Source organism: Nocardia altamirensis NBRC 108246, assembly GCF_001612685.1.
Classification (GTDB): domain Bacteria; phylum Actinomycetota; class Actinomycetes; order Mycobacteriales; family Mycobacteriaceae; genus Nocardia; species Nocardia altamirensis.
On record NZ_BDAY01000056.1, the window covers coordinates 39398 to 63257 of the forward strand.

Sequence of the window (23860 nt, forward strand, 5' to 3'; positions counted from 1 at the left end):
CGCGCCTCTCGTCTAGGTTTGCAGTGTGACGCGGTCGCGAAGTGGTTCAGGGCGACCGATGGGTCGGCCGGTGGATCCCGAGCTCGCCGTGCGGCGGCGGGCGGCGCTGGTGGCGGCCGCCTATCAGGTGTTCGGTGAGGTGGGCTACCACGCCGCAGGCATCACCGAGATCACCAAGCGGGCCGGACTCGGCCGCGGGACGTTCTACATCTATTTCGAGAGCAAGCGCGCGATGCTGGACGCGGTCTTCGACGACGTCTTCGCCAGGCTGCTCGACACGGTGGTCGACGTGGTGGGGTCGACGCCGATGACGTCGTGGGCGGACGCCGAGCGGCGGTTGCGGGCGATCACCGAACGGATGTTCGCGTTGTTCGACGAAAATCCGGGTATGACCACGATTTTCGCGCGGGACGGGCTGATCGATCAGGAGATCAGCGCGCGGGTTTTCGGGATGCTCAGTGCGCTAGAGCTTTCGATGGTGAGCACGTTCGAGGAAGCCGTTCGCACCGGCGTGGTGCATCGGGATATCGATCCGGAATTCGCGGCGATCGCGATGGTCGGGTTGCCGCTCGGGGTGTTGCAGCACGAGTTGCGGGAGCCGATGAGCGCGCCGCGGCGAACGGCGTTGGTGGACTTCATGATCAATACGCTCGGCGCGTCGCTGCGGCCGACACGCTGAGGAACGGCTGCCCGGCATCTGGTCGAAAGTTGCTGGCCAGCACCTTCATGAACGGCGGACCATAAAAGTAGCGCAGATCTGTTCACCGCCCGCTCGAGCGGCACATACTTACCTGGTCGATGGTTCATAAAAGTCGACTCCGGCGCCGATCTACCGCCGGGAGCTGGTAACACCGGGGGGATTCACCATGGCAGACAAGCCAGACCACGAGATCGTTATCATCGGCGCAGGGCTGTCCGGACTCGGCGCGGCCATGAAGCTGACGCGAGCAGGCATCAAGGACTTCGTGATCCTCGAACGCGGCGGCGATGTCGGCGGAACCTGGCGGGACAACACCTATCCCGGCGTCGCGGTAGACGCGCCCTCGTTCTCGTACCAGTACCCGTTCGAGCTCAATCCCGAATGGACCAGCGTGTTTCCGAGCGGGGCCGAGGTCAAGGCGTACATCGACGGCCTCGTCGAAAAGTACCGACTTCGGGCGCACCTCCGGCTGAATACCGAGGTGACCCAACCCATCTGGGATGAGGAAGCACATCTGTGGCGGTGCGAACTCGGATCGACGGTGTGTACTGCGCGATTCGTCATCGCCGCATTCGGCGTGTTCACCCAACCGAAACTGCCCGATATCCCCGGGCTTGACGAATTCACCGGCACGGCAATGCATACCGCACGCTGGGACCATGCGTGCGAGATCGCGGGCAAACGCGTCGCGGTGATCGGCACCGGCGACAGCGCCATTCAGATCATCCCGTCGATCGCACCGCTCGTCGACAAGCTCGACGTGTATCAGCGCAGGGCAATCTGGATCCTGCCGCGCCCCAATCACTCACTGCGGCAGGCACATGCACTGTTTCGCCGATGGCCGATCGTGCACCGCGCGATTCGGCTGGCGGTCAGCGCGGTGCTCGACACCGTGATGTTCCTCGGCGTCCTCCGGTATCGGCAATTGCCGTTCATCGTGCGCATGGGTGAATCGCTGGCCAAGTCACACCTGCGATCCCAAGTCACTGATCCGGTGACCCGTGATCGACTGACTCCGCGATATCGACTGGGCTGCAAGGTTCCCGGCCTCTCGAACACCTACCTGCCCACCTTCAATCGCACCAACACCGAGCTGGTGACCGAGGGCATCGAACGCATCACCGCGACCGGCATCCGCACCAGGGACGGCGTGCATCGCGAGGCCGATGTGCTCGTGCTGGCCACCGGGTTCCTGTTCGCCGAGCCGGACAACGCACCGCCGATCCCCGTGCACGGCCGCGACGGTCTCGACCTGCGCGTATTCTGGGCCGAACAGCGCAAGCAGGCCTACGAGAGCGTGTCGGTTCCCAAGCTGCCCAACGCTTTCCTCATCCTCGGCCCCTACTCGCTGACCACGGGCTCGTGGATGCCGATGATCGAAACCTCGACCCAGCACGCGATTCGGGTGATCCAGGAGGCACGCACCCGCGGCGCGACCCACGTCGAAATCCGCCAGGAACCGCACGACGCCTTCTTCCGCGACATCCGCGCCCGCATGGCCGACACTCCCCTTACTCCCGCCACCTGCGGCAGCGCCAACAGCTACTTCTTCGACGCACACGGCGACGCCACCGCGATCCGGCCCGCCACCTATCTCGAAACATATTGGCGTAGTCGGCATTTCGATCTGAACCACTACCGATATCGGACCGACGCCTACCACGAGGACAGTGCGAACCACCGTCGATACATTTCCCTAGAAATGTCCCATTTACCCCTCCCGCTGTGGCGTAGACAGCATTAGGGTCGAGGCATGGATACCACCAGCGCCGGTCGGTGTGCGCGAGCAACGGACCTCATCCACTCGATGACGTATTTCGCCCCCGAAACGGAGCAGCACCTCACCGAAGCAGGTCTGCGACCAGGCCGGATGTGCTATTTCGCCGGCCGCGCTGCCCCGATGGGCGCGGTGGGCCCCGGCGTCGTTGCCGCCACCTTCTTCAACTTCAACCCCGAGCTCGTCGCCCGTCACATTCCGAGGGCATGGACCCTCGCCACTCCCGAAGCAGTAGTCGAGGCCCGGTTTGCGTCCGTAGACGCGGCGCTGCGCCGCCTACTCGGCGACGAGCTGGCCACCTCCGCGGTGATCGCCGAGGCCGCCGAGCTGGCCCGCACGGCAGCCATGGGCTGCACCGTCGAGGGCAGGCCGCTCTACGCCGCGCACGCCGACCTCGACTGGCCGACCGAACCGCTGCTCGTGCTGTGGCACGCAATCACCCTGCTCCGCGAGTATCGCGGTGACGGCCACATCGCGGCCCTGCTTGCCGCCGACCTCAGCGGTCCCGAAGCCCTTGTCACCCACACCGCGAGCGGTCGCGGCTTCACGCCAGCCGCCGCCCAGCTGACCCGCGGCTGGAGCCCGGAGCAGTGGGCCGACACCGAGAACGCCCTGCGCGAGCGCGGTCTGCTCACCGAAGACGGTGCACTCACCGACGCAGGCACCAAGCTGCGCACCGAACTGGAAACCGAAACCAACCTGATGGGTCTTGCCCCTTGGGCCGTCCTCGGCGACGAACGCACGCACCGGCTCACCGAGATCGGCAAAACCCTCTCCGCGACACTTCTTGCGGCAGGTGCACTCCCTGCCAACACCTTTACCGCGGGCTCAAAAAGCTGACGCGCGTTGCTACTTCACCAACGCATCCAGCGCCGCGATTGCCGGGCGGCGGGCTAGCGGCACCCCAAGTCCGTCACCCTCGTGCTGCTGCGCCACGTTGCCGCACCAGAGGCAAGTAGACCTCGTCGACAATCTCGATGAGGACGTCGTCGGGCGCGATGGGGACGCCGCGGAGGACGAATTCGTTGCGCAACAAGTCGATTGCGACAGTGGCGACCCGCGGGTGCAGGGCTTCGGGGGCGGCTTCACCGCGGGCAACGGCGCGACCGAGCAGGGTCAGCCATTGGGCCGTCATGGTGTCGGTGGATTGTTCCGGCAGTTGCGCGAGCAGGTCGGCGGCGTTACCTGCGGCCGCGAGCAGGTCACGCAGGATCGCGCCGTGCGGCGAACTCCAGTGGCGGTTCGCGCGCCGCAGCAACTCCAGGACGTCGTCGCGGAGGGCGCCGGTGTCGGGAGGTTGGACAGTCGTGGCCAGTTGCCGATATGCGGCAACGCCGAGGGCGAGACGGTTCGGCCAGCGGCGGTAAATGGCGTTCTTGTTGGTGCCCGCGCGGGCAGCGACCTTGTCCATGGTCAGCGCGGCGTATCCGGATTCGGTGAGCTCCGCGGCGGCGGCGTGCAGGATGGCCTCCGCCAAGGCGGTGCCGCGCCGCCGTGTCCGGGTGTCGCCGGACTGTTCCATCCAAATCCTCCTTGCCACTACGTCTGATGTGGTCGAAAGTACCCTAACCCGAGGGGCTTCTACCAAGCTTGTCCTTGATTTAAGGTACGTCCAGTACCTTAAATCGAGCAAAGGTGGAACCATGCGCGCAAAAGGCATCAGCTACGACACCGGCTTTCTGCACAACGGAAGGCTCTCACGCACGAACTTCGACCCCAAGCTGGTCGAGCACGAACTACGCGTCATCCGCGACGAACTGCATTGCACCGCCGTTCGCGTGATCGGCGGCGATCCGGATCGGCTGGAACTCGCGGCCACGTGCGCGGCCGCCCTCGGCCTGGAGGTCTGGTTCTCGCCGTATCCGCTTGGCCTGTCTACCGACGAAATGCTGTCGCTGTTCGCCGACTGCGCCGAGCGCGCGGAACGCGTTCGGCGGCAGGGCGCGGAGGTCGTGTTCGTCACCGGGGCCGAGTTGAGCCTGATGAACAACGGCTTCCTGCCGGGCGACAGCCACGACGAACGAATGGAGTTGCTCAGTCGACCGGAGCGACTACGCGAGCACCTCGGCGAGGCGAGCGCACGGGTCAACGAATTCCTCCGCAGTGCCGCAGCCGTGGTCCGCGAACGCTTCGGCGGCAAAATGACCTACGCCGCAATACCTTTCGAACAGATCGACTGGACGCTCTTCGACATCGTTTCCATGGATCTCTACCGATCGGCCGAGGTCGCCGATCGTTTCGCCGAAGGCGTGCGCACGCTCGTCGCACAGGGAAAGCCGGTCGCGATCACCGAGTTCGGCGCCGCCGGCTATCTCGGCGCAGGCGACCGCGGCGCACGTGGCCTGGAGGTCGTCGAGTACGACAAGGTCACCGGTGCACCACTGCGGTTGAACGACAACTACGTTCGCGACGAAGCCGGACAGGCCAGCTACCTACGCGAGCTGCTCGAGCTCTTCGACACCGAAAACATCGACAGCACATTCGTCTTCACGTTCGCGCTCTACGACTACGTGCACCGCCCCGACGCCGCCCCCGAGGACGACCTCGACCTTGCCAGCTACGGCATCGTCAAAGTCTTCGCAGACCGCGACACCGGCCTGTCATGGGAACCCAAGCCCGCCTTCGCCGCCGTCGCCGCCCACTACGCCTAGCAGGATGCCCTTCGCTGCCGACCCAACGACGAATGCCCACCGGATCTGTTGAGCCGGTGGGCATCTCGTCGACAAGAGGTCAGCGCAGCAGGGCGCTGGACAACGCCACCGGGTCAGTCCAGGTCGTTCCACACCGCGCCAATGCGTCGGCGGAGGTCCTTGATCGTATCTATCTGCCCCAGGCTGCTTGCGTATTCGTCGAGTTGGAACGTGAGTCGGATCGGATCTCCCCCGCGAAGGATTACCCCTTTGGCGCCGGCCACCACGTCATCGGGTGATGCACTACCGTTGCGGGCCGCGTGGTTCAGATAGGCCCGAACCATCGCCATGAACTCGTCACTCTGCACGTCGCTACCTCGACTCTTCATGTCCGGCTCGATAGTTCGGCAATCAGCGTTTGCCTTGAACCGACGATATCGAGAGTCGGGGTCCGCCGTTGTCGTCCGTTTGACCGACCTTCTGCTCTGAAGGCAGATTCGGTTCGGCCAGTGGGGACAGCAGCACGAGCGGATCGACCGGGCGTACCAGTCCCTCGCAGAACGACGAATGCCCACCGGGTCTGTTGAGCCGGTGGGCATCTCGTCGATAGAGGTCAGCGCAGCAGGGCGCGGGACATGACGACGCGCTGGATCTGGTTGGTGCCCTCGTAGATTTGGGTAATCTTGGCGTCGCGCATCATGCGCTCGACCGGGAAGTCGGTGGTGTAGCCTGCGCCGCCGAAGAGCTGGACGGCGTTGGTGGTGACCTCCATGGCGACATCGGAGGCGAAGCACTTGGCGGCCGCCGAGATGAAGCCGAGGTTTTTCTCGCCACGCTCGGCGCGGGCCGCCGAGGTGTAGACCATGAGGCGCGCGGCCTCGATCTTCATCGCCATGTCGGCCAGCATGAACTCGGTGTTCTGGAAGCTGGCGATGGTCTTGCCGAACTGCTTGCGGTCCTTGGTGTAGGCGATGGCCGCGTCCAAGGCGCCCTGCGCGATGCCGACAGCCTGCGCGCCGATGGTCGGGCGAGTGTGGTCGAGGGTCTGCAGCGCGGTCTTGAAGCCGGTGCCCGGCTCGCCGACGATGCGGTCACCGGGGATCCGGCAGTTCTCGAAATACAGTTCCGCCGTAGGCGATCCCTTGATACCCAGCTTGTGCTCGAGCGGGCCGACGACGAAACCCTCGTCGTCCTTGTGCACCAGGAAGGCCGAAATACCGTTGGCGCCCTTGTCCGCATCGTTCACCGCCATCACGGTGTACCAGGAAGACTTGCCGCCGTTGGTGATCCAACATTTGGAGCCGTTGAGGATCCAGTCGTCGCCCTCCTGCTTGGCGCGGGTGCGCATGCTGGCGGCGTCGGAACCGGCCTCGCGCTCGGACAGCGCGTAGGAGGCCATCTCACCGTTGACGATGTCGGGCAGCACCTTCTGCTTGAGTTCCTCGGAGCCGTTGAGGATCAGGCCCATGGTGCCGAGCTTGTTGACCGCGGGGATGAGCGAGGACGAACCGCAGACGCGGGCGACCTCCTCGATCACGATGCAGGTGGCGACCGAGTCGGCGCCCTGGCCGCCGTAGGCCTCCGGCACGTGCACCGCGTTGAAGCCCGCGGCGTTGAGCGCGGTCAGCGCCTCTTCGGGGAACCGGGAGTTGCCGTCGACGTCCTTGGCGTGCGGCGCGATCTCCTTCTCCGCGAGGCCGCGGATGGCCGCGCGCAGTTCGTCGTGGAAGTCCTCGAGCTTGAACAGGTCGAAATCGGGGTTTCCCGCCATGGGGTGCACTCCTGGTCGTCGGTACATGTCGGCACTCAGTGCCACATTCAGCTCAAGTATACGCAAGACGATTGCGATAACGTGCGGATACTTCCTGGCACTCAGTGTCAGATAGGTCGCACTTCGACCTTGATCAAAGACTACTCAGCTTGCGCGCGACCAGCTCGGCAACCTGCCGCGGCGGGGTATCGCGCGGAAACACCGCGACCACCAGCTCGTCCGACGCCGGACGGTGGCCCGCGCCCCGCGGTATCGCGGCCAGCTCGACCCGCAGATCCGCCGCGCCCGCATCCGATTCGCCGCGCACCATCCGTCGCAGCAGATAGTTGTGCGTCGCCGTCACCGCCGCCGTGTACTGCACCCGCGCCAGATCCGGCACCTCGGGCAGTCGCTCCCGCAGAAAATCGGTGAACAACCGCTCGTACCGAAACACCGTCACGATCTCCCGCTCCCGCAGCGCAGGCACCCGCCGCACCACCTGGTACCGCCGCTCCGCGATCGCCCGCCACTGCGTGAACCGCTCGAACACCTGAACCACCGCATCGCACACCGTGTCCCACGGATCCCCCTGCGCCGCAGCCAAGAATTCCGCCGCCTGCGCCAACTGCGATTCGTGATCGGCAAAGATCACATCCTCTTTCGACCGGAACTGCCGAAAGAACGTCCGCCGCGATATCCCCGCCGCCTCCGCGATCTCATCCACCGTCGTCGCCTCATACCCCTGCTCGGCAAACAACCGCAACGCCTGATCCACCACGGTCAGCCGAAACTGCGCGTTGTCCTCCCCACCCCGCAACCGCCCCTCACCACTAGTCACCAGCCCACCGTAGCGAGGGATCCGATCCCACCGCGCCAACGCAGCGCTCTTTCGATTATTTCGTTTGTTTCGTATACTGCGAATAAGGAGGTGGTTGCCGTGGCACGGTTGCAAGCCGCGAAGCGGACGGAACCCGGAAAGATCGATGCCGATGTGGCCGCTCGCGCCATGCGTCGGATCAAGGACTACCTCATGCAGCACCCCACGGAGCAGAACATCCGGGTGACGCGTGAACACCCCGGCGAGGACGCCCTCGTCTTGCCCCGGGAAGCCGTCAGCTTGCTGGCATTCATCCTGGCGCAAGCCGCCGAGGGGCGCGGTGTGTCGGTAGTCCCGTCGCATGCGGAACTCACGACCCAGCAAGCAGCCGACATGCTGAATGTCTCCCGGCCCTATGTGGTCGGACTGCTGGAGGCAGCGGAAATTCCGTTCCGATTCGTCGGCCGCCACCGGCGAATCAGGTACGAGGACCTGAAGCGATATCAGCAGCAGAACCAGGCGAAAAGTAAGACCGCCGCGGACGAGCTGGCCCGCCTCGGTCAAGATCTCGGCATCTGACCGTGGCCTTCGTCGTGGTGTACGACGCCAATGTCCTGTACGGAAATGCCCTACGTGACTTGCTGATTCGAATCGCCATGGCCGGCTTGGTCCAAGCGAAGTGGACCAACAAGATCCTCGACGAAGCACTCTCCAGCCTCGCGGACAAGCGGCCTGACATCCCGAAGGAGAAACTTGTCAGGCTGCGCGGACTGATGAACGAGGCGGTGCCGGATTGCCTGGTCGACGGCTACGAACCACTGATCGAAGGGCTGAAGTTGCCGGACCCTGACGACCGGCATGTCCTCGCGGCAGCCATTGCCGTAGGCGCGCAGGTCATCGTGACGTCCAACCTCGCTGACTTCCCCTCGGATGTGTTGAGCCCCTGGAATATCGAAGCGAAGAGCCCCGACGACTTCCTGCTCGACCAGATCGACCTCGATGACCGGATCGTCTGGGCGTGCCTCCAGCAGATCGCGGATTCACACACCAATCCGCCGGAAACCGTCGAGGACGTACTCGACGCACTCGACAGTGCGGGCCTCGTGGAAGCCGTTGCGGCCCTTCGCGCCGGCGGCCTCGACTGCTGATCAGCCGAGGAGTTTGGTGCGGAGGGCCTCGTCTTTTTCGAGGACCATTTTTTCCAGGCCTGCTTGGAACTGTTGCATGCGGGTGCGGAGGTCGGGGTTGTGGGCGGCGAGGATGCGGACCGCGAGCAGGCCTGCGTTGCGGGCGCCGCCGATGGAGACAGTGGCTACCGGGACGCCTGCGGGCATTTGGACGATGGACAGGAGGGAGTCCATGCCGTCGAGGTATTTGAGGGGGACGGGGACGCCGATCACCGGGAGGGGGGTGGCGGAGGCGACCATGCCCGGCAGGTGCGCGGCGCCGCCCGCGCCGGCGATGATGACCTGGATGCCGCGGTCGGCGGCGTCGCGGGCGTAATCGAGCATGCGCTGCGGGGTGCGGTGCGCCGAGACGACGCCGACCTCGAAGCGAATGCCGAACTCCGCCAACGCTTCCGCGGCGGCTTCCATGGTCGGCCAGTCGGAGTCGGAGCCCATGATCAGGCCGACCTGCGGGCCGAGGGCGTTGCTACTCATGGGGATCCCATCCATCCGTCCAGATAGCGTGCGACATCCAATACGCCGCGCGCTCAGCCTTTTCCCGCACCACGACAACGTCGTCACCGAGAACATTGATGTGCCCGATCTTGCGGTCGGGGCGTTCGCCCTTCCCGTACATGTGCACCTTGGCGTCGGGCATCCGCGCGAACAAATGGTGCAGGCGCTCGTCCATCGACATGGCAGGCGCCTCGGCGGCACCGAGAATGTTGGCCATCACGGTGACCGGGGCCAGCGGGCTGGTGTCGCCGAGCGGGTAGTCGAGGACCGCACGCAAGTGCTGCTCGAACTGTCCGGTGCGAGCGCCGTCCATGCCCCAGTGCCCAGAGTTGTGCGGGCGCATCGCCAGCTCGTTCACCAGCAGCGTGCCGTCGTTGGTCTCGAACAGCTCCACCGCCATCGCGCCGACGACACCGAGCTCCTTGGCCAGGTTCAACGCCAGCGTCTCGGCCTGTGCCGCCAGATCGTCGTCGAGATCGGGTGCGGGCGCGATCACCACGGCGCACTGACCGTTGCGCTGCACCGTCTCCACCACCGGCCACGTCGCGGCCTGCCCGAACGGCGACCGCGCCACCATCGCGGACAACTCGCGCCGCAACGGCACCTTCGCCTCGGCGAGCAACTGCACCCCGTGCGCGAGCTGCTCGGTGACGATCGCCGCGGCCGCGTCGGCCGACTCGGGCATCCACACCCCGCGGCCGTCGTACCCGCCGCGCACCGCCTTGAGCACGATCTGCCAGTTCTGCTCGGCCCCGAACCGCAGCGCGTCGTCGACGGAGGTCACCGGCGCGAACGCGGGCACGGGCAGCGCGAGCTCGGCCAGCTTCACCCGCATCGCCAGCTTGTCCTGCGCGAAGACCAACGCCTGCGGCGGCGGCTGCACGTTCACCCCCTCCGAGACCAGGGCCGCGAGATGCTCGGTCGGCACATGCTCGTGATCGAAGGTCAGCGCGTGCGATCCGACGGCGGCCTTGCGCAGCGCGGTCAGGTCGGTGTGACTGCCGAGCACCACGTCGGGACTGACCTGTGCGGCGGGGTCGTCGGGATGCTCGGCGAGCACGCGTAGCCGCTGGCCGAGCGCGATCGCCGCCTGGTGCGTCATGCGCGCGAGCTGGCCGCCACCGATCATGGTGACGGTCGGCATGCTCGAAGGATCGAAGGAGCGCACGCTCGGCTCCGTCGTGACCGCTGTGTTCATGGGCTCCCTCACGTCGGACCATATTGTCACGTCCGGCGGGAATGGCCTGTACCGGTACACTCGGCCCCGTGTCATTCGTCGACGACGTGGTGAGCGTCCTTCCCAAGCCTCTCGCGAAGATCGCGTACCGGCATCGGGAGCTGATCAAGTTCGCCATCGTCGGAGCGACCACTTTCGTGATCGATAGCGGCATCTTCTACGTGCTCAAGTGGACGGTGCTGACCGAGAAGCCGGTCACCGCGAAGATCATTTCGGGTGTCATCGCGGTGATCGCGTCCTACATCCTGAATCGCGAATGGTCATTCCGGCACCGCGGTGGCCGTGAGAAGCATCACGAGGCGCTGCTGTTCTTCGGAGTCAGCGGGGTCGGCGTTGTCCTTGCCTTCATTCCGCTGTGGATCTCGAGTTATGTCTTCGATCTGCGCCAGCCCGATGTGAGCTTCACCGTCGAGAACATCGCGGACTTCATCAGCGCCTTCATCATCGGCAACCTGCTGCAAATGGCGTTCCGGTTCTGGGCGATGCGCCGCTGGGTTTTCCCCGACGAGATGAACGAAATCGCCGCCGAATTCGAAGATCTGGTCGAAGAGGAATTCGGCCGCAGCTGAAATCGGCCCGCCGTGGCCGCCGAGTTCACCTCGGCTCAGGCACCACCGAATTCTGCGTGCGATACGCCGACGATCCGAGGAAGACCGCGAACAGCGCAGGCCTGCGTCGCTGCAGTTCCAGCCTGCCGCCATCGGCCTCGACCAGGGCACGCGCCAGGGCCAACCCCACACCGGTGGAGCCGCCCGCGGAGAACCCACGATCGAAGATGTGCGGCGCGAGCTCGTCACGCACCCCGTCGCCCTCGTCGGCGACCTCGACACACACCAGCGGATCCCGATCGACGCCCGGCCGCACCGTGCGCACCGACACCGTGCAGGTGCCGCCGCCGTGCATGAGCGCGTTGTCCACGAGCACCGCGACCGCCTCGCGCAGCCGCGAACCGGTGATCGGCGCGAGCAGCGACTCGTCCCCGATCAGGGCAAGTTCGCGGCCGGCCTCGGCGAACGGATGCTCCCACTCGGCCACGACCCCGCGCAGCTCCGCCATCACCGGCACCGGATCGAGATCGGCGGCGTCTTCGTCCCGCGACGCGCGCACCAGGTCATCGATGGCATCGGTGAGCCGATCCACCTGCGCCATCGCCTCCTCGGCCTCGTGCACCACCTCGGGGTCGGCGTGCGCGGAGAGCTCGTCGAGCCGCAGCCGCACGGCGGTGAGGCGGCTGCGCAGCTGATGGGAAACGTCGGCAACCAGCGCATGCTCGCGCTGCAACCGCCCGGCGATCTCGACGGTGGCCGAATCGAGCACGTCGGAGACCCGATCGAGTTCGGAGATGCCGTGCCTGCGCGGATCCGGCCGGAAGTCGCCCATCGCCAGCCGGGCGGCCCGCGCCGCCACATCGCGTAACGGATCGGCGACCCGACGGGCGGTGACCACCGCGACCGAGACCGCGGCACCGAGCGAGGCGAGCACCGCGAGTGCGACAACACCGACCGCCTGCCGCTGCCTGGCATGCATCGGCGCCGCAGGGACCTCGAGCCGCAGCGACCCCCTCGTGCCCATGGAGTACGACTCGACCAGCGGGTCGTGCACCAGGTCTGCGCCGATATCCACCCGGGCGGCGTTGTCGTGTGGGGCCGGATAGACGATGGTCAGCTTGCCGTCCTGCGGTAGCAGCGGCTCCACCGCTCGGGTGTCGAGCTCGCCGAGCACCATGCCGTCGCCCTGTTCCTGGACCAGGATCGCGGCGCCGATGCGCTGCAGTTTGCCCTGTAGATCGTCGCGGGTGATGTCCTCGACCCACAGCCAGGCCGTGTAGGTCAGCGGCACGCCGAGCACCACCGTGGTGAGAGTCAGCACGGTGAGCATGGACCGCAGGATTCTGCGCCGCACGTCAGTCGGTATTCAACCGGAAACCGACACCGCGAACGGTGACGATGCGGCGTTCGGCCATCGGGCCCTCGTCCCCGATCTTGCGGCGCAACCAGGACATGTGCATATCCAACGTCTTGGAGCCGCGCAGCTCGGCGTCGCCCCACACCTCGCGCAGGATCGTCTCGCGCGGGACCACCTGGCCCGCCCGGTCGATGAGCACCTTCAGCAGCTCGTATTCCTTGTTCGCCAAGCCGATTTCGACGCCGTTCACCAGCACCCGGCGCGCGGCGGGCTCGAGCCGAATGCCGCCGACCTCGACGGTGTCGTCGCCGATTCCGCTGCGCCGCAGCAACGCCCGCACCCTGGCCAGCAGCTCGGCCAGCCGGAACGGCTTGCCGACATAGTCGTCGGCGCCCGCGTCGAGCCCGACGACGAAGTCGACCTCGTCGGTGCGGGCTGTGAGCATCAGCACAGCCAGGTCGGCGCCGCGGGCGCGCACCTGGCGACACACCTCTAGCCCGTCCATGCCGGGCAGGCCGAGGTCGAGGATGAGCAGATCGTGATGCCCCTCCAGCGCCCGCTGGAGCACGGCGGGACCGAAACGCTCGACGGTGACCGAATACCCTTCGCGCCCCAGGGCGCGCGACAACGGCGCGGCAATCGCCTCGTCGTCTTCTGCCAGTAGTACGGCCGTCATCTGCCCAGGTTAACCGGACATACCGACACCGGGCCGCTGCGCATCAACGAATGGCCGCGCGACGCTCCGCTCATCGGTAGTCGCCGTGTTCGCGCCGGTGCGCGTCCCAGCCGTTGTCGCCGTGGTCGACGTCGAAGACTTGGTGGTAGAGCAGCGAGTGCACCTGCTGCACGGACGGGATGTCGTCGTATTCGAGCGGTTCCGAGGAGGACGACTCGATGATCAACGTTCCGGTGCCGAGCATCCGATCGAACAGCCCGTGCCGGAACTGCACGCTGGAAATGCGGCTCATCGGAATGTCGATGCCCGAATGGGTGAGCACACCCTGGCGGACCATCAACCGCCGGTCGGTGATGATGAAGTGCGTCGACTTCCAGCTGAGAATCGGTGCGACACAACGCCATACGACGATGATCAGCCAAATCGCGAGTATCGCGATCAGCAGCACCGTGCGTGCGGTCCCCTCAGGAGCCTTGCGCGCCGCGAACCCCCCGGCGAAACCCGCGAGTGCGGTGACGACGACCAACGTCACGATCGGCCAGAACAGCATTTTCCAATGCGGATGGCGGTGAAGAATCAGCTGTTCTTCCGGCGCGAGCACATCCTCCGGATAACCCATGGGCGGAACACTACCGTCTGAAGATGCCGAAATGCCTGACACCAGACCGCGTCGTGCTGCACAATCGTCTGCCTGCGCGTGTCGTGTCCGCGCACGGAGTTCTCCGTTCGATCTTGGCTCGTAGCTGTAGTCCGCAAGCAGTTCTGCTCGAACAAAGTCGCCGAAATACGACCGTGGAGGATTGTGTGACCAAGGATCTGACTCAGCTGGAAATCCTGACCGAACTCGAGCCGGTGGCCGAACAGAACCTGAACCGGCACCTGGCGATGGCGAAGGATTGGCACCCGCACGACTACGTCCCGTGGGACGAGGGCCGCAACTTCGCCGCGATGGGCGGCCAAGACTGGGCGCCGGAGCAGTCGAAGCTGAGCGAGGTGGCGAAGATCGCCATGATCACCAACCTGCTCACCGAGGACAACCTGCCCTCCTACCACCGCGAGATCGCGGAGAACTTCTCCACCGACGGTGCGTGGAAGACGTGGGTTGGGCGCTGGACGGCCGAGGAGAACCGGCACGGCATCGTCATCCGCGACTACCTGGTCGTCACCCGCGGCGTCGACCCGGTCGCGCTCGAAGAGGCCAGGATGATCCACATGACCAACGGGGCGCACTCCCCCGACAACTGGGGCGGGTTCCTGGAAAACGTTGCGTACGTCACCTTCCAAGAGCTGGCCACCCGGGTTTCGCACCGCAACACCGGCCGGGTGTGCAACGACCCCATCGCCGATCGCATGCTGCAGCGCATCGCCACGGACGAGAACCTGCACATGATCTTCTATCGCACCCTGTGCGGCGCAGGCATCGATCTCGTGCCCGATCAGGCGATGATGGCAATCACCAAGATCCTCACCAACTTCGTCATGCCCGGTGCAGGCATGCCCAACTTCCGCCGCAACGGCGTCATCATGGCCAAGCACGGCATCTACGACCTGCGCCAGCACCTGGAGGAAGTGGTGGCGCCGGTGCTCAAGCAGTGGAACATCTTCGAGCGCAACGACTTCGGGCCGCGCGGCGAACAAGCGCGGGAGGAGCTCGGCGTGTTCATCGAGAAGCTGGAACAGGACGTGCTGAAGTTCGAGGAGCAGCGCGACCGCATGTTCGCCAGGGAGGCGGCGAAGGCCGCACTGCAGCCTGCCTGAGCCTGAGCGCGAAAAAGCCGCCCACGTCCGGAGTTTCGCGATGTGGGCGGCTTTTCAGTATTCGGCGCGCCGGTGGCTGCTCAGTATTCGGCGCGCAAGTGGGTGACGTCGGCCGCGGACAACGGCCGATTGCCGACCAGCAGCCGACCCGCGTCGTCGACGTCGGTCGCGATACCGGTCAGCGTCTGCCCACCCGGAAGTTCGGCCCGCACTTGGACACCGAGCGTCGCGCACCGCTCGCGATAGGCGGCGGCCAGGTCCGCCGTCTGCCAGCCTGCCTCGCGCCACGCGGTGAACCGGCGTGCGAATTCGGTCAACATCGACTGCACGATCGCCGTCCGGTCGACGCTCTCGGCGCCAGCAAGCACCAGCGAAGTGGCATGGGGCACTGGCAGTTCCGCCTCGGTGAGGCTCACATTGACACCCATCCCGACGACAACGACGGTCTCCCCGTTGCTTGCCGCGACCTCTGCCAGAATGCCAGCCACTTTGCGGCCATCGACCAGCACATCATTGGGCCACTTGAGGTTCGCGGCGACACCGGCCGTCGCGCGCAGTGCGTCTACCACCGCGACACCAGTGAGCAGCGGCAGCCAACCGAGCGCCTCCGGCGCGATCCCGTGCAGGCGCACCAGCACCGACATCGAAATCTGCGCCCGAGGCGGGCTCACCCAGGTGCGTGCGTGTCTCCCGCGCCCTTGCTCCTGCGCCTCTGCAAGGAGTACCACCCGATCGACGTCCGGATCGTCGGCACGGGTGATCAGGTCCGCATTGGTGGACCCGGTCGACTCCACCACGTCGATGTGGGTGAAGAACGACAGCTCGGGTGACTCGATGAGACTGCGCCGCAACTGGTCTGCAGCCAAGGGGGTCCTGTGCACACCGGGCAGGCTACTCGGTGCCGATCGGACTATCCGACGAGGACATACCCCATGATCAGCACGGACGTGCGGTCGGCGGCGTCGTCATCCCCCTGGTCGGCCTCGGTCCACGATTCCGGGTCGAGGAACTTCGGCTCGGTCTCGATGGGTTGCCAGCTCGTCCACGCTGCCGCGGCCGCGTGTTCGGCGACGGCTTTGCTCCATTCCCACATGATTGGGCTCCTCCCCTGAGCACGAAAACAAGACTCTCCGAGGGTATCTGGACCACCACCCGCGACGATACCGATTTTCTATCGGTGCAAACTCGCTTGACGAGCGAAAACAGCGTGATCTAGCTGCGCTTTTCTACCGACCGGTAGGCGACACTGGGTTACAACGAAGCACTGTCACTGGTTACACTCCGGAGCCATGACGAGTGTCCAGCAGCAGTCCGCGCAAGACCCGGCGGGTGCCCCCGATATCCACACCACCGCCGGGAAGCTGGCTGACCTGCGGAATCGGCTGGATGAGGCCAAGCACCCGATGGGTGAGGCCGCGGTCGACAAGGTGCACGCGAAGGGCAAGATGACTGCCCGCGAGCGGATCCTCGCGCTGCTGGACGAGGGCTCGTTCGTCGAGCTCGACGCGCTGGCGCGGCACCGCAGCGTCAACTTCGGACTGGAGGCCAACCGGCCGCTCGGCGACGGCGTCGTCACCGGTTACGGCACCATCGACGGCCGCGACGTCTGCATCTTCAGCCAGGACGTCACCGTGTTCGGCGGCAGCCTCGGCGAGGTCTACGGCGAGAAGATCGTCAAGGTGATGGACCTGGCGCTCAAGACGGGCCGTCCGCTGATCGGCATCAACGAGGGCGCAGGCGCACGCATCCAGGAGGGTGTCGTCTCGCTCGGCCTCTACGGCGAGATCTTCCACCGCAACATCCAGGCCTCCGGGGTGATCCCGCAGATCTCGCTGATCATGGGACCGGCCGCGGGCGGCCACGTGTACTCCCCCGCGCTCACCGACTTCGTGGTGATGGTCGACGGGACCAGCCAGATGTTCGTCACCGGACCCGACGTCATCAAGACGGTCACCGGCGAGGACGTCACCATGGAGGACCTCGGTGGCGCGCACACCCACATGACGAAATCCGGTGTGGCGCACTACGTTGCGTCCGGCGAGCAGGACGCGCTCGACTACGTCAAGGATCTGCTGTCCTACCTGCCGAGCAACAACCGCGCCGAGGCGCCGCGCTTCCCGGCCACCGACCCGATCGACGGCGCCATCGAGGACTCGCTCACCGAGGAAGACCTCGAGCTGGACTCGATCATCCCGGACTCGCCGAACCAGCCGTACGACATGCACGAGGTGATCCGTCGCCTGCTCGACGACGACGAGTTCCTCGAGGTGCAGGCCGAGCGCGCGATGAACATCATCGTCGGCTTCGGCCGGATCGACGGCCGCAGCGTCGGCATCGTCGCCAACCAGCCGACCCAGTTCGCAGGCTGCCTCGACATCGACGCCTCGGAGAAGGCGGCCCGGTTCGTGCGCACCTGCGACGCGTTCAACATCCCGATCCTCACGCTGGTCGACGTGCCCGGCTTCCTGCCAGGCACCGGCCAGGAGTACAACGGCATCATCCGCCGCGGCGCGAAGTTGTTGTACGCGTACGGCGAGGCCACTGTGGGAAAAATCACGGTGATCACCCGCAAGGCCTACGGCGGCGCCTACGACGTCATGGGTTCCAAGCACATGGGCGCCGACGTGAACCTGGCTTGGCCGACCGCGCAGATCGCGGTCATGGGCGCCTCGGGCGCCGTCGGGTTCGTCTACCGCAAGCAGCTCGCCGACGCCGCCAAAAATGGCGATGACGTCGACGCGCTGCGGCTCGAGCTGCAGAACGAGTACGAGGACACCTTGGTCAACCCGTACGTCGCCGCCGAGCGCGGCTACGTCGACGCGGTCGTCCCGCCGTCGCACACCCGCGGTCAGATCGTCGCGGCACTGCGCCTGCTCGAGCGCAAGATGGTGACTTTGCCGCCGAAAAAACACGGCAACATCCCGCTCTGATCGAGCGATACCCTCGGTAGTCCGCGCACACTGGTTGCAGAGACGCAATGAGTGGATCCGAGGATGATCGCATCATCCGTATGTATCTCGAATAGGGAACACGCCTGATCGGGCAAAGAGAGGATCTGGCACTGTGACGACCGTGGCAGAAGAAGAGGTGTTGACCGCCGCAGAACTCGACCTGACCGTCGAGGAGCTGGCGGACGTGGTCGAGACGGAAGGCGAGGCGCCAGCGCTGGTCGCCGACCTGACGGCCACCACCGGGGAGCCGCTGTTTCGTGTAGTGAAGGGCAACCCGAGCGACGAGGAGCTCGCAGCACTGGTCTGCGTGCTCACCGCGGCCGTGGAAAGTGCCGCGGCCAGCCAGTCCGGTCCTGCCGACATGTGGGGCAGGCCGACCATGATGCACCGGGGCACGTCCCCCTTCTCCCCCTACGCCTTCCCGCAGCTGTCGCACCTGCGCGGGTGAGCGGGCGAACCCCCTTTCCCCCAGCCACCCTCGGTGCGATCGTGCCGAGCGTGAGTGAGGTGTGGCCATGACCCGATTCGTGCTCGCCTCCGCATCCCCCGCCCGCAGGGAAGTGCTGCGCTCGGCAGGCATCGATCCGATCGTTCGCGTCTCCGATGTGGACGAGGACGCCGTCGCCGCCGCACTGCCCGATGGCACCCCGCCCGACGTGATCGTCGTCGAGCTGGCCAAGGCCAAGGCCGCCGCGGTCGCCGTGACCATTCTCGATTTGTCCGCCGATCACGTTGTGGTCGGCTGTGATTCGATGCTGCTGGTGGACGGCGAGCTGCAGGGCAAGCCGCACACCGCCGAGGTCGCCAGGGCCCGCTGGGGCGAAATGGCCGGGCGCAGCGCCGATCTGGTGACCGGGCATTGCGTGCTGCGCTACCGCAACGGCGAACTCACCGCCGAAGCGGTCGATTGCAGTTCCACCACAGTGCATTTCGCCAAGCCGGAACCCGACGAGCTGGATGCCTACCTCGCGACCGGCGAGCCGCTGCAGGTGGCAGGCGCGTTCACCCTCGACGGGCTCGGCGGCTGGTTCGTCGATCGGATCGAGGGCGATCCGTCGAGCGTCATCGGAATCGGGCTACCACTGCTGCGCCGACTGCTTGGCGACGTTGGGGTCTCCGTTACGCAGCTGTGGGGCCACCCGGCCTCCTGACGGCGGCGCGATCAGCGGCTCAGCGGCCGTTTCGCCCACCGGAACGGTCGCGACCTCGCGAGTCTCCGGCTCGCGCCGCGGCTCGTGCTCGCGCCGCGCCATCAGCTCCAGCCGGACGACGCACAATTCCGGTTCGACGAACGGGTGCAGCCGCACATTCACCTCGCCGCGCGCGCCGTTGCGATCGAGGACCTCTTTGATCAGGCCGAGGTGCACGCCGCACACGACCTCGGAGTGGGTGCGCGCCAGTTCGCGCAGCGGGCAGGCGGTGAGCCTGATCAACGCCTGTTCGGCGGTCTCGGTATTCGGATCGCGTTCCGGCGCGAAGCCGAGCTCCGAAAGCAGTGTCATGGTGACGTCTTTGGCGTCTTCCAACGATTCGACCCGATGGTCACCGACATCGAGTTTCGCGCCCCAGGCCCGGCCTGCGGCGATGGCCGCCTCCGAGCGCCTGCGTGGATCCGGGCCGAGCTGATCAGCGAGCACCTGCGCGAGTTCTTGATAACCGACCGATCGCTGCACCGCGCTGTATCCGATGCGCGGACGACCGCGACCGCGGGGCGGTTGCTGAAATTGCCGCACCAGAGATTCCCTGGTGAGGACATCCAGATGAAACCGAACCGTGGTGACGTGTTGTCCGGTGATTCTGGCCAGTTCCTGGGCGTCGAGAGGCTCGCTGGCGCCACGTAGGATCGCGAGCAGTCGCCGCCGCGGCCAAGAATCGGACATAGCTCACCCCTCCTCCCGGGAGACTTTATCGGATGCAGGTGCGATTTATTCGCTCATTCAGCCGATTTGTGATCTGAAACGAGAGCCACTAACGCCCCACACATACCATCACTGTGAGACCCGAACCGCTGTAACCGCCGTCTACCTCGCGTGAAGGACCTACATCGTGCCCGTTCCTCCGGACCCTCATCAGTCATTAGGTTCTTACGCATGCCCTCACCGACTAGTAACCACAGAGTGGCTATCCGCAAACATCGGCACGTCAGGACTCAAGATCGTCGAGTCCAACGAGGACATATTGCTCTATGACATCGGGCACGTTCCCGGGGCGACCAAGATCGATTGGCGAGGCGATCTGAACGATCCGGTTACTCGTGACTACATCGACGGTGCCCGTTTCGCCGAGTTGATGCGCGCCAAGGGAATCGAGCGAGACGATACCGTGGTGATCTACGGTGATAGAGGCAACGCGCAGGCGGCGCACACATTGTGGGTCTTCACATTGTTCGGACACGAGGACGTGCGGTTGCTGGACGGTGGTCGCGGCGCCTGGATTTCCGAAGAACGCGACACCACATTCGACACACCGTATCTCACCGTCAGCGACTATCCCGTCGTCAAACGCGACGACAGCAGCGCGCGGGCGTTCCGCGAGGACGTGCTCGATCACCTCGGTAAGCCCTTGATCGACGTGCGCTCCCCCGAGGAATACTCCGGCGACTTAATCCAGCCGCCGATCAACCCCGAGGACGCGGCGCTGCGCGGCGGGCACATCCCCACCGCCGCCAACATTCCGTGGACCGAGGCGTTCGGCACCGACGGCCGGTTCCGCTCCCGCGCCGAACTCGACACGATCTACGGCACGCTGGCCACCGACGACGATCTCGTCGTCTACAGCAGGGTCGGCGAACGCTCCAGCCACACCTGGTTCGTGCTGCGGTATCTGCTCGGCTTCGACACGGTCCGCAATTACGACGGCTCGTGGACCGAATGGGGCAACTCGGTGCGGATGCCGATCGCCAAGGGGACTGAACCCGGCGCTGCCCCTGTCGGCGCGGGCCGCCGAAGCAGGAGCAGGTAACGCACGCACGGGTTTCCGCAGGACAGCCCAAGTGTGATCCGTGACCTACTGCCCAGTAGGGCTGGCCGAGTTCTGCATCTATTGGCAGACTGCCTACACTCGCCCGAGACGTAGTTTGTCGACCACGGGCGACCGAATATTTGCTTACAGGAGGCTCAGTGCCCAGCCATGCCAGCGCGCGGATTACGAAGGTACTCGTAGCTAACCGAGGCGAGATTGCCGTCCGCGTGATCCGGGCGGCCAAGGACGCAGGCATCGGCAGTGTTGCGGTGTATGCGGAGCCGGATGCGCAAGCCCCCTTCGTGCAACTCGCCGACGAGGCCTTCGCCCTCGGCGGGCAGACCTCGGCCGAGTCGTACCTGGTTTTCGAGAAGATCCTGGACGCCGCGGCCCGCTCCGGCGCCGACGCGATCCACCCCGGCTACGGCTTCCTTTCCGAGAACGCCGACTTCGCCCAGGCCGTCCTCGACGCGGGGCTGATCTGGATCGGCCCGTCGCCGCAGTCGATTCGCGACCTCGGTGACAAGGTCACCGCGCGCCACATCGCCGAGCGCGCCAAGGCGCCGATGGCCGCAGGCACCAAGGACCCGGTCAAGAACGCCGACGAGGTCGTCGCCTTCGCCAAGGAGTACGGCGTTCCGGTCGCGATCAAGGCGGCATTCGGTGGTGGTGGCCGCGGCATGAAGGTCGCGCACACCATCGAGGAGATCCCCGAGCTGTTCGAATCGGCCACCCGCGAAGCGATCGCCGCGTTCGGCCGTGGCGAATGCTTCGTCGAGCAGTACCTGGACAAGGCGCGGCACGTGGAGGCCCAGGTCATCGCCGACCAGCACGGCAACGTCGTCGTCGCAGGCACCCGCGACTGCTCGCTGCAGCGCCGGTTCCAGAAGCTGGTCGAGGAGGCGCCTGCGCCGTTCCTCTCCGATGAGGTCCGCGCGAAGATTCACGCCTCGGCCAAGGCCATCTGCCGGGAAGCCGGCTACTACGGTGCTGGCACCGTCGAATACCTGGTGCAGGGCGAGACGGTGTCGTTCCTCGAGGTGAACACCCGGCTTCAGGTCGAGCACCCGGTGACCGAGGAGACCGCGGGCATCGACCTGGTGCGTCAGCAGTTCCGCATCGCCAACGGCGAAGAGCTGACCATCACCGAGGACCCGACCCCGCGCGGTCACTCGTTCGAGTTCCGCATCAACGGTGAGGACGCCGGTCGCGGCTTCCTGCCCGCCCCCGGCCCGGTCACCGCTTACCGCGAGCCCAGCGGCCCCGGCGTGCGCGTCGACTCCGGCGTGGTCGAGGGCAGCGTGATCGGCGGCCAGTTCGACTCGATGCTGGCCAAGCTGATCGTCACCGGCGAGAACCGCACCCAGGCGCTCGAGCGGGCCCGGCGCGCGCTCGCCGAGTTCCACGTCGAAGGGCTCGCCACCGTCATCCCGTTCCACCGCGCGATCGTCGAGGATCCGGCGTTCATCGGGGACGGCGCGAAGTTCGACGTCTACACCAAGTGGATCGAAAACGAATGGGTCAACACCGTCGAGCCGTTCACCAGCGGTGCGCAGGACGATGAGGACGAGGACCTGCCACGGCAGAAGGTGGTCGTCGAGGTCGGCGGGCGTCGCGTCGAGGTGTCGCTGCCCGGCCAGTTCAGCCTCGGCGGTGGCGGTCCCGTCGCCGCGGGCAACGGCGCTGGCGTGGTGCGCAAGAAGCCGAAGCCGCGCAAGCGTGGCGGTGCCGGTGGCGGCGCTGCCTCCGGTGACGCGGTCACCGCGCCGATGCAGGGCACCGTGGTGAAGGTCGCCGTCGAAGAGGGCCAGTCCGTCGAGGCAGGCGACCTGATCGTGGTGCTCGAGGCCATGAAGATGGAGAACCCCGTCAACGCGCACAAGGCTGGCGTAGTCACCGGACTCGCCGTCGAGGCGGGGGCCGCGATCACCCAGGGCACGGTGCTCGCAGAGATCAAGTAGTGCGCACGTAAACGTACGGCGAACACCGTTTCGAGCGGGCGCTGGGCGACAACGCCCGCGCCCGCTCTGTCGTATCGTGGATCGGGTGATCAGTTCGCGTAGCGTCTCCGCCGTCGCGGAAATGATCCGCGCCCGCCACGCAGCGGGACACCGCACCGACGGGAACCGGCTGGTGCTGGTCGTCGAGGGTGGCGGAAGCCGAGGGGTCTACTCCAGCGGCATGGTGTCCGGCCTCGAAGAACTAGGCCTCGGGTCCGTCTTCGACGCCGTCTACGGCACCTCGGCGGGCGCCATCAACGGCGCATGGCTGCTCGGTGGCCGCGCCAGGGCAGGCATGCGAACGTGGACCGATCCGGCGATCATGCGCCGCGCCATCGACCCGGCCAGGCTGCTGCGCGGGAAGCCCGCTTTCGATCTGCACTACCTGGTGCATCAGGTGTACGACCGGATCGAGCCGATGAACTTCGCGGCGATCCTGGCCAACGACACCACCTTTCACCCGATCGCCACCGACATCCACACCGGCCGCGCGGTCGACCTGAACCCGCACATCGTCGATCAGACCACCTTGAAGGCTGCGCTGCGCGCGTCCGCAGGCCTGCCCGTTCTCGCCGGTCCGCCGGTCCCTCTCGGTGGCTCGCACTACTTCGATGGTGGGCTCACCGAAACCGTGCCGATCCGCACCGCCGTCGCCAACGGTGCGACCCACGCGCTGGTCCTGCGCACCCGCCGGATCGACGAGCAGCGCCCGCCTGCTCCGCTCCTGCATCGTGTCGTCGGCGGCGGCTACATGCGCCTCGCCGCACCCGGCGCCTACCGCGCGTGGCTGCAGCGCCCACAGCAGCAGGCGGTCGAGGATCGCGCGCTCGCCGAGCGCGGCGACACCGTCCTGCAGATCCACCCGCCCCTGGGCTCTCCCGACATCGACAGCGCCGCCCGCGACACCGGCCTGCTCGGCGCGGCGCTGGAGATCGGCCGCAACGCGGTGCTCGCTGCCCTGTCCGCGGGTGCTCGCGTCGCTTGATGCTCCCCTAGGGGTTGTCCCGTCGATCCAG

At 66.2% G+C, this 23860-nt stretch carries 25 protein-coding genes and 1 pseudogene; 14 read left to right on the forward strand and 12 right to left on the reverse strand.

Annotation, left to right across the window (positions count from 1 at the left end):
* The first annotated feature begins 58 nt into the window (after positions 1-58).
* From NA11_RS28070 to NA11_RS28080, 3 genes are all read left to right on the forward strand, one after another.
* Complete coding sequence (locus NA11_RS28070; RefSeq protein ID WP_084655137.1) at positions 59-679, forward strand: TetR/AcrR family transcriptional regulator; 621 nt, start codon at positions 59-61, stop codon at positions 677-679.
* A 187-nt stretch (positions 680-866) separates the two neighbouring features.
* Complete coding sequence (locus NA11_RS28075; protein WP_069165023.1) at positions 867-2444, forward strand: flavin-containing monooxygenase; 1578 nt, start codon at positions 867-869, stop codon at positions 2442-2444.
* A gap of 9 nt (positions 2445-2453) precedes the next feature.
* Entirely contained in the window at positions 2454-3317 is an 864-nt protein-coding gene (locus NA11_RS28080; protein WP_069165024.1) for an SCO6745 family protein, read from the forward strand.
* A gap of 73 nt (positions 3318-3390) precedes the next feature.
* Here the strand turns inward: NA11_RS28080 and NA11_RS28085 are convergent, their stop codons facing one another.
* The gene (locus tag NA11_RS28085; RefSeq protein WP_069165025.1) at positions 3391-3999 is read right to left on the reverse strand and encodes a TetR/AcrR family transcriptional regulator; all 609 of its coding nucleotides are present in this window, start codon (positions 3997-3999) and stop codon (positions 3391-3393) included.
* 121 nt (positions 4000-4120) lie between these two features.
* Here NA11_RS28085 and NA11_RS28090 point away from each other — a divergent pair, with 121 nt between their 5' ends.
* Positions 4121-5128: a glycoside hydrolase family 113 protein gene (locus NA11_RS28090; RefSeq protein ID WP_069165026.1), complete on the forward strand. Its 1008-nt coding sequence runs from the start codon at positions 4121-4123 to the stop codon at positions 5126-5128.
* 113 nt (positions 5129-5241) lie between these two features.
* On the opposite strand, the gene NA11_RS28095 is transcribed toward NA11_RS28090, so the two are convergent.
* The 3 genes from NA11_RS28095 to NA11_RS28105 form a co-directional block, all read right to left on the reverse strand.
* A complete protein-coding gene (locus NA11_RS28095; protein ID WP_069165027.1) occupies positions 5242-5475 on the reverse strand; it encodes a hypothetical protein in 234 nt (77 codons plus the stop codon).
* A gap of 245 nt (positions 5476-5720) precedes the next feature.
* The gene (locus NA11_RS28100; RefSeq protein WP_069165028.1) at positions 5721-6878 is read right to left on the reverse strand and encodes an acyl-CoA dehydrogenase; all 1158 of its coding nucleotides are present in this window, start codon (positions 6876-6878) and stop codon (positions 5721-5723) included.
* 133 nt (positions 6879-7011) lie between these two features.
* Positions 7012-7698, reverse strand: coding sequence for a TetR family transcriptional regulator (locus tag NA11_RS28105; protein WP_439957104.1), 687 nt, complete (start codon positions 7696-7698; stop codon positions 7012-7014).
* Between the two features lie 96 nt (positions 7699-7794).
* Between NA11_RS28105 and NA11_RS28110 the strand changes: the two genes are divergently transcribed.
* Positions 7795-8253 (forward strand): helix-turn-helix domain-containing protein, encoded by a 459-nt coding sequence (locus NA11_RS28110; RefSeq protein WP_069165064.1) that lies wholly within the window; start codon positions 7795-7797, stop codon positions 8251-8253.
* A 2-nt stretch (positions 8254-8255) separates the two neighbouring features.
* Complete coding sequence (locus tag NA11_RS28115) at positions 8256-8822, forward strand: PIN domain-containing protein (protein ID WP_069165030.1); 567 nt, start codon at positions 8256-8258, stop codon at positions 8820-8822.
* Here the strand turns inward: NA11_RS28115 and purE are convergent, their stop codons facing one another.
* Both purE and NA11_RS28125 read right to left on the reverse strand, forming a co-directional pair.
* A complete protein-coding gene (purE, locus tag NA11_RS28120) occupies positions 8823-9335 on the reverse strand; it encodes a 5-(carboxyamino)imidazole ribonucleotide mutase (protein WP_069165031.1) in 513 nt (170 codons plus the stop codon).
* Entirely contained in the window at positions 9328-10554 is a 1227-nt protein-coding gene (locus NA11_RS28125; RefSeq protein WP_069165032.1) for a 5-(carboxyamino)imidazole ribonucleotide synthase, read from the reverse strand. Before NA11_RS28125 ends, purE begins: the two co-directional genes overlap by 8 nt.
* Before the next feature lie 68 nt (positions 10555-10622).
* Between NA11_RS28125 and NA11_RS28130 the strand changes: the two are divergent.
* Positions 10623-11147 (forward strand): annotated as a pseudogene (locus NA11_RS28130) (GtrA family protein); the annotation flags it as partial.
* 40 nt (positions 11148-11187) lie between these two features.
* Here the strand turns inward: NA11_RS28130 and NA11_RS28135 are convergent.
* The 3 genes from NA11_RS28135 to NA11_RS28145 all read right to left on the reverse strand — a co-directional run bounded on the left by NA11_RS28135 (position 11188) and on the right by NA11_RS28145 (position 13793).
* Complete coding sequence (locus NA11_RS28135; RefSeq protein WP_069165033.1) at positions 11188-12495, reverse strand: sensor histidine kinase; 1308 nt, start codon at positions 12493-12495, stop codon at positions 11188-11190.
* Position 12496: 1 nt separating this feature from the next.
* Positions 12497-13174, reverse strand: a complete 678-nt coding sequence (locus NA11_RS28140; RefSeq protein WP_069165034.1) for a response regulator transcription factor — start codon at positions 13172-13174, stop codon at positions 12497-12499.
* A 70-nt stretch (positions 13175-13244) separates the two neighbouring features.
* Positions 13245-13793: a PH domain-containing protein gene (locus tag NA11_RS28145; RefSeq protein WP_069165035.1), complete on the reverse strand. Its 549-nt coding sequence runs from the start codon at positions 13791-13793 to the stop codon at positions 13245-13247.
* Between the two features lie 185 nt (positions 13794-13978).
* Between NA11_RS28145 and NA11_RS28150 the strand changes: the two genes are divergently transcribed.
* Positions 13979-14932 carry an acyl-ACP desaturase gene (locus NA11_RS28150; protein WP_069165036.1) on the forward strand — a complete coding sequence of 318 codons (954 nt, stop codon included), beginning with the start codon at positions 13979-13981 and terminating at the stop codon, positions 14930-14932.
* An 80-nt stretch (positions 14933-15012) separates the two neighbouring features.
* Here NA11_RS28150 and NA11_RS28155 read toward each other — a convergent pair whose 3' ends face one another.
* Complete coding sequence (locus NA11_RS28155) at positions 15013-15813, reverse strand: biotin--[acetyl-CoA-carboxylase] ligase (protein WP_167837751.1); 801 nt, start codon at positions 15811-15813, stop codon at positions 15013-15015.
* Between the two features lie 29 nt (positions 15814-15842).
* The gene (locus tag NA11_RS28160) at positions 15843-16025 is read right to left on the reverse strand and encodes a hypothetical protein (RefSeq protein WP_069165038.1); all 183 of its coding nucleotides are present in this window, start codon (positions 16023-16025) and stop codon (positions 15843-15845) included.
* Positions 16026-16221: 196 nt separating this feature from the next.
* On the opposite strand from NA11_RS28160, the gene NA11_RS28165 reads away from it, so the two are divergent.
* The 3 genes from NA11_RS28165 to NA11_RS28175 all read left to right on the forward strand — a co-directional run bounded on the left by NA11_RS28165 (position 16222) and on the right by NA11_RS28175 (position 19034).
* Complete coding sequence (locus NA11_RS28165) at positions 16222-17862, forward strand: acyl-CoA carboxylase subunit beta (RefSeq protein ID WP_069165039.1); 1641 nt, start codon at positions 16222-16224, stop codon at positions 17860-17862.
* Between the two features lie 133 nt (positions 17863-17995).
* Complete coding sequence (locus NA11_RS28170; protein ID WP_069165040.1) at positions 17996-18331, forward strand: acyl-CoA carboxylase subunit epsilon; 336 nt, start codon at positions 17996-17998, stop codon at positions 18329-18331.
* A gap of 67 nt (positions 18332-18398) precedes the next feature.
* A complete protein-coding gene (locus NA11_RS28175; protein WP_069165041.1) occupies positions 18399-19034 on the forward strand; it encodes a Maf family protein in 636 nt (211 codons plus the stop codon).
* On the opposite strand, the gene NA11_RS28180 is transcribed toward NA11_RS28175, so the two are convergent.
* On the reverse strand, positions 18960-19763 hold the full coding sequence (locus NA11_RS28180; protein ID WP_069165042.1) for a helix-turn-helix transcriptional regulator: 804 nt from the start codon (positions 19761-19763) through the stop codon (positions 18960-18962). The genes NA11_RS28175 and NA11_RS28180 overlap by 75 nt on opposite strands.
* Positions 19764-19929: 166 nt before the next feature.
* On the opposite strand from NA11_RS28180, the gene NA11_RS28185 reads away from it, so the two are divergent.
* From NA11_RS28185 to NA11_RS28195, 3 genes are all read left to right on the forward strand, one after another.
* Positions 19930-20844 carry a sulfurtransferase gene (locus NA11_RS28185; protein ID WP_069165043.1) on the forward strand — a complete coding sequence of 305 codons (915 nt, stop codon included), beginning with the start codon at positions 19930-19932 and terminating at the stop codon, positions 20842-20844.
* A gap of 158 nt (positions 20845-21002) precedes the next feature.
* The gene (locus NA11_RS28190) at positions 21003-22805 is read left to right on the forward strand and encodes an acetyl/propionyl/methylcrotonyl-CoA carboxylase subunit alpha (protein ID WP_069165044.1); all 1803 of its coding nucleotides are present in this window, start codon (positions 21003-21005) and stop codon (positions 22803-22805) included.
* 85 nt (positions 22806-22890) lie between these two features.
* A complete protein-coding gene (locus NA11_RS28195) occupies positions 22891-23829 on the forward strand; it encodes a patatin-like phospholipase family protein (protein ID WP_369691163.1) in 939 nt (312 codons plus the stop codon).
* Positions 23830-23860: the final 31 nt, after the last annotated feature.

Coding starts and splice junctions, on each gene's coding strand:
- NA11_RS28075 (WP_069165023.1), top strand. CDS start 867: ATGGCAGACAAGCCAGACCACGAGATCGTTATCATCGGCGCAGGGCTG.
- NA11_RS28180 (WP_069165042.1), bottom strand. CDS start 19,763: ATGTCCGATTCTTGGCCGCGGCGGCGACTGCTCGCGATCCTACGTGGC.
- purE (WP_069165031.1), bottom strand. CDS start 9,335: ATGAGTAGCAACGCCCTCGGCCCGCAGGTCGGCCTGATCATGGGCTCC.
- NA11_RS28165 (WP_069165039.1), top strand. CDS start 16,222: ATGACGAGTGTCCAGCAGCAGTCCGCGCAAGACCCGGCGGGTGCCCCC.
- NA11_RS28080 (WP_069165024.1), top strand. CDS start 2,454: ATGGATACCACCAGCGCCGGTCGGTGTGCGCGAGCAACGGACCTCATC.
- NA11_RS28070 (WP_084655137.1), top strand. CDS start 59: ATGGGTCGGCCGGTGGATCCCGAGCTCGCCGTGCGGCGGCGGGCGGCG.
- NA11_RS28125 (WP_069165032.1), bottom strand. CDS start 10,554: ATGAACACAGCGGTCACGACGGAGCCGAGCGTGCGCTCCTTCGATCCT.
- NA11_RS28140 (WP_069165034.1), bottom strand. CDS start 13,174: ATGACGGCCGTACTACTGGCAGAAGACGACGAGGCGATTGCCGCGCCG.
- NA11_RS28085 (WP_069165025.1), bottom strand. CDS start 3,999: ATGGAACAGTCCGGCGACACCCGGACACGGCGGCGCGGCACCGCCTTG.
- NA11_RS28175 (WP_069165041.1), top strand. CDS start 18,399: ATGACCCGATTCGTGCTCGCCTCCGCATCCCCCGCCCGCAGGGAAGTG.
- NA11_RS28090 (WP_069165026.1), top strand. CDS start 4,121: ATGCGCGCAAAAGGCATCAGCTACGACACCGGCTTTCTGCACAACGGA.
- NA11_RS28100 (WP_069165028.1), bottom strand. CDS start 6,878: ATGGCGGGAAACCCCGATTTCGACCTGTTCAAGCTCGAGGACTTCCAC.
- NA11_RS28160 (WP_069165038.1), bottom strand. CDS start 16,025: ATGTGGGAATGGAGCAAAGCCGTCGCCGAACACGCGGCCGCGGCAGCG.
- NA11_RS28145 (WP_069165035.1), bottom strand. CDS start 13,793: ATGGGTTATCCGGAGGATGTGCTCGCGCCGGAAGAACAGCTGATTCTT.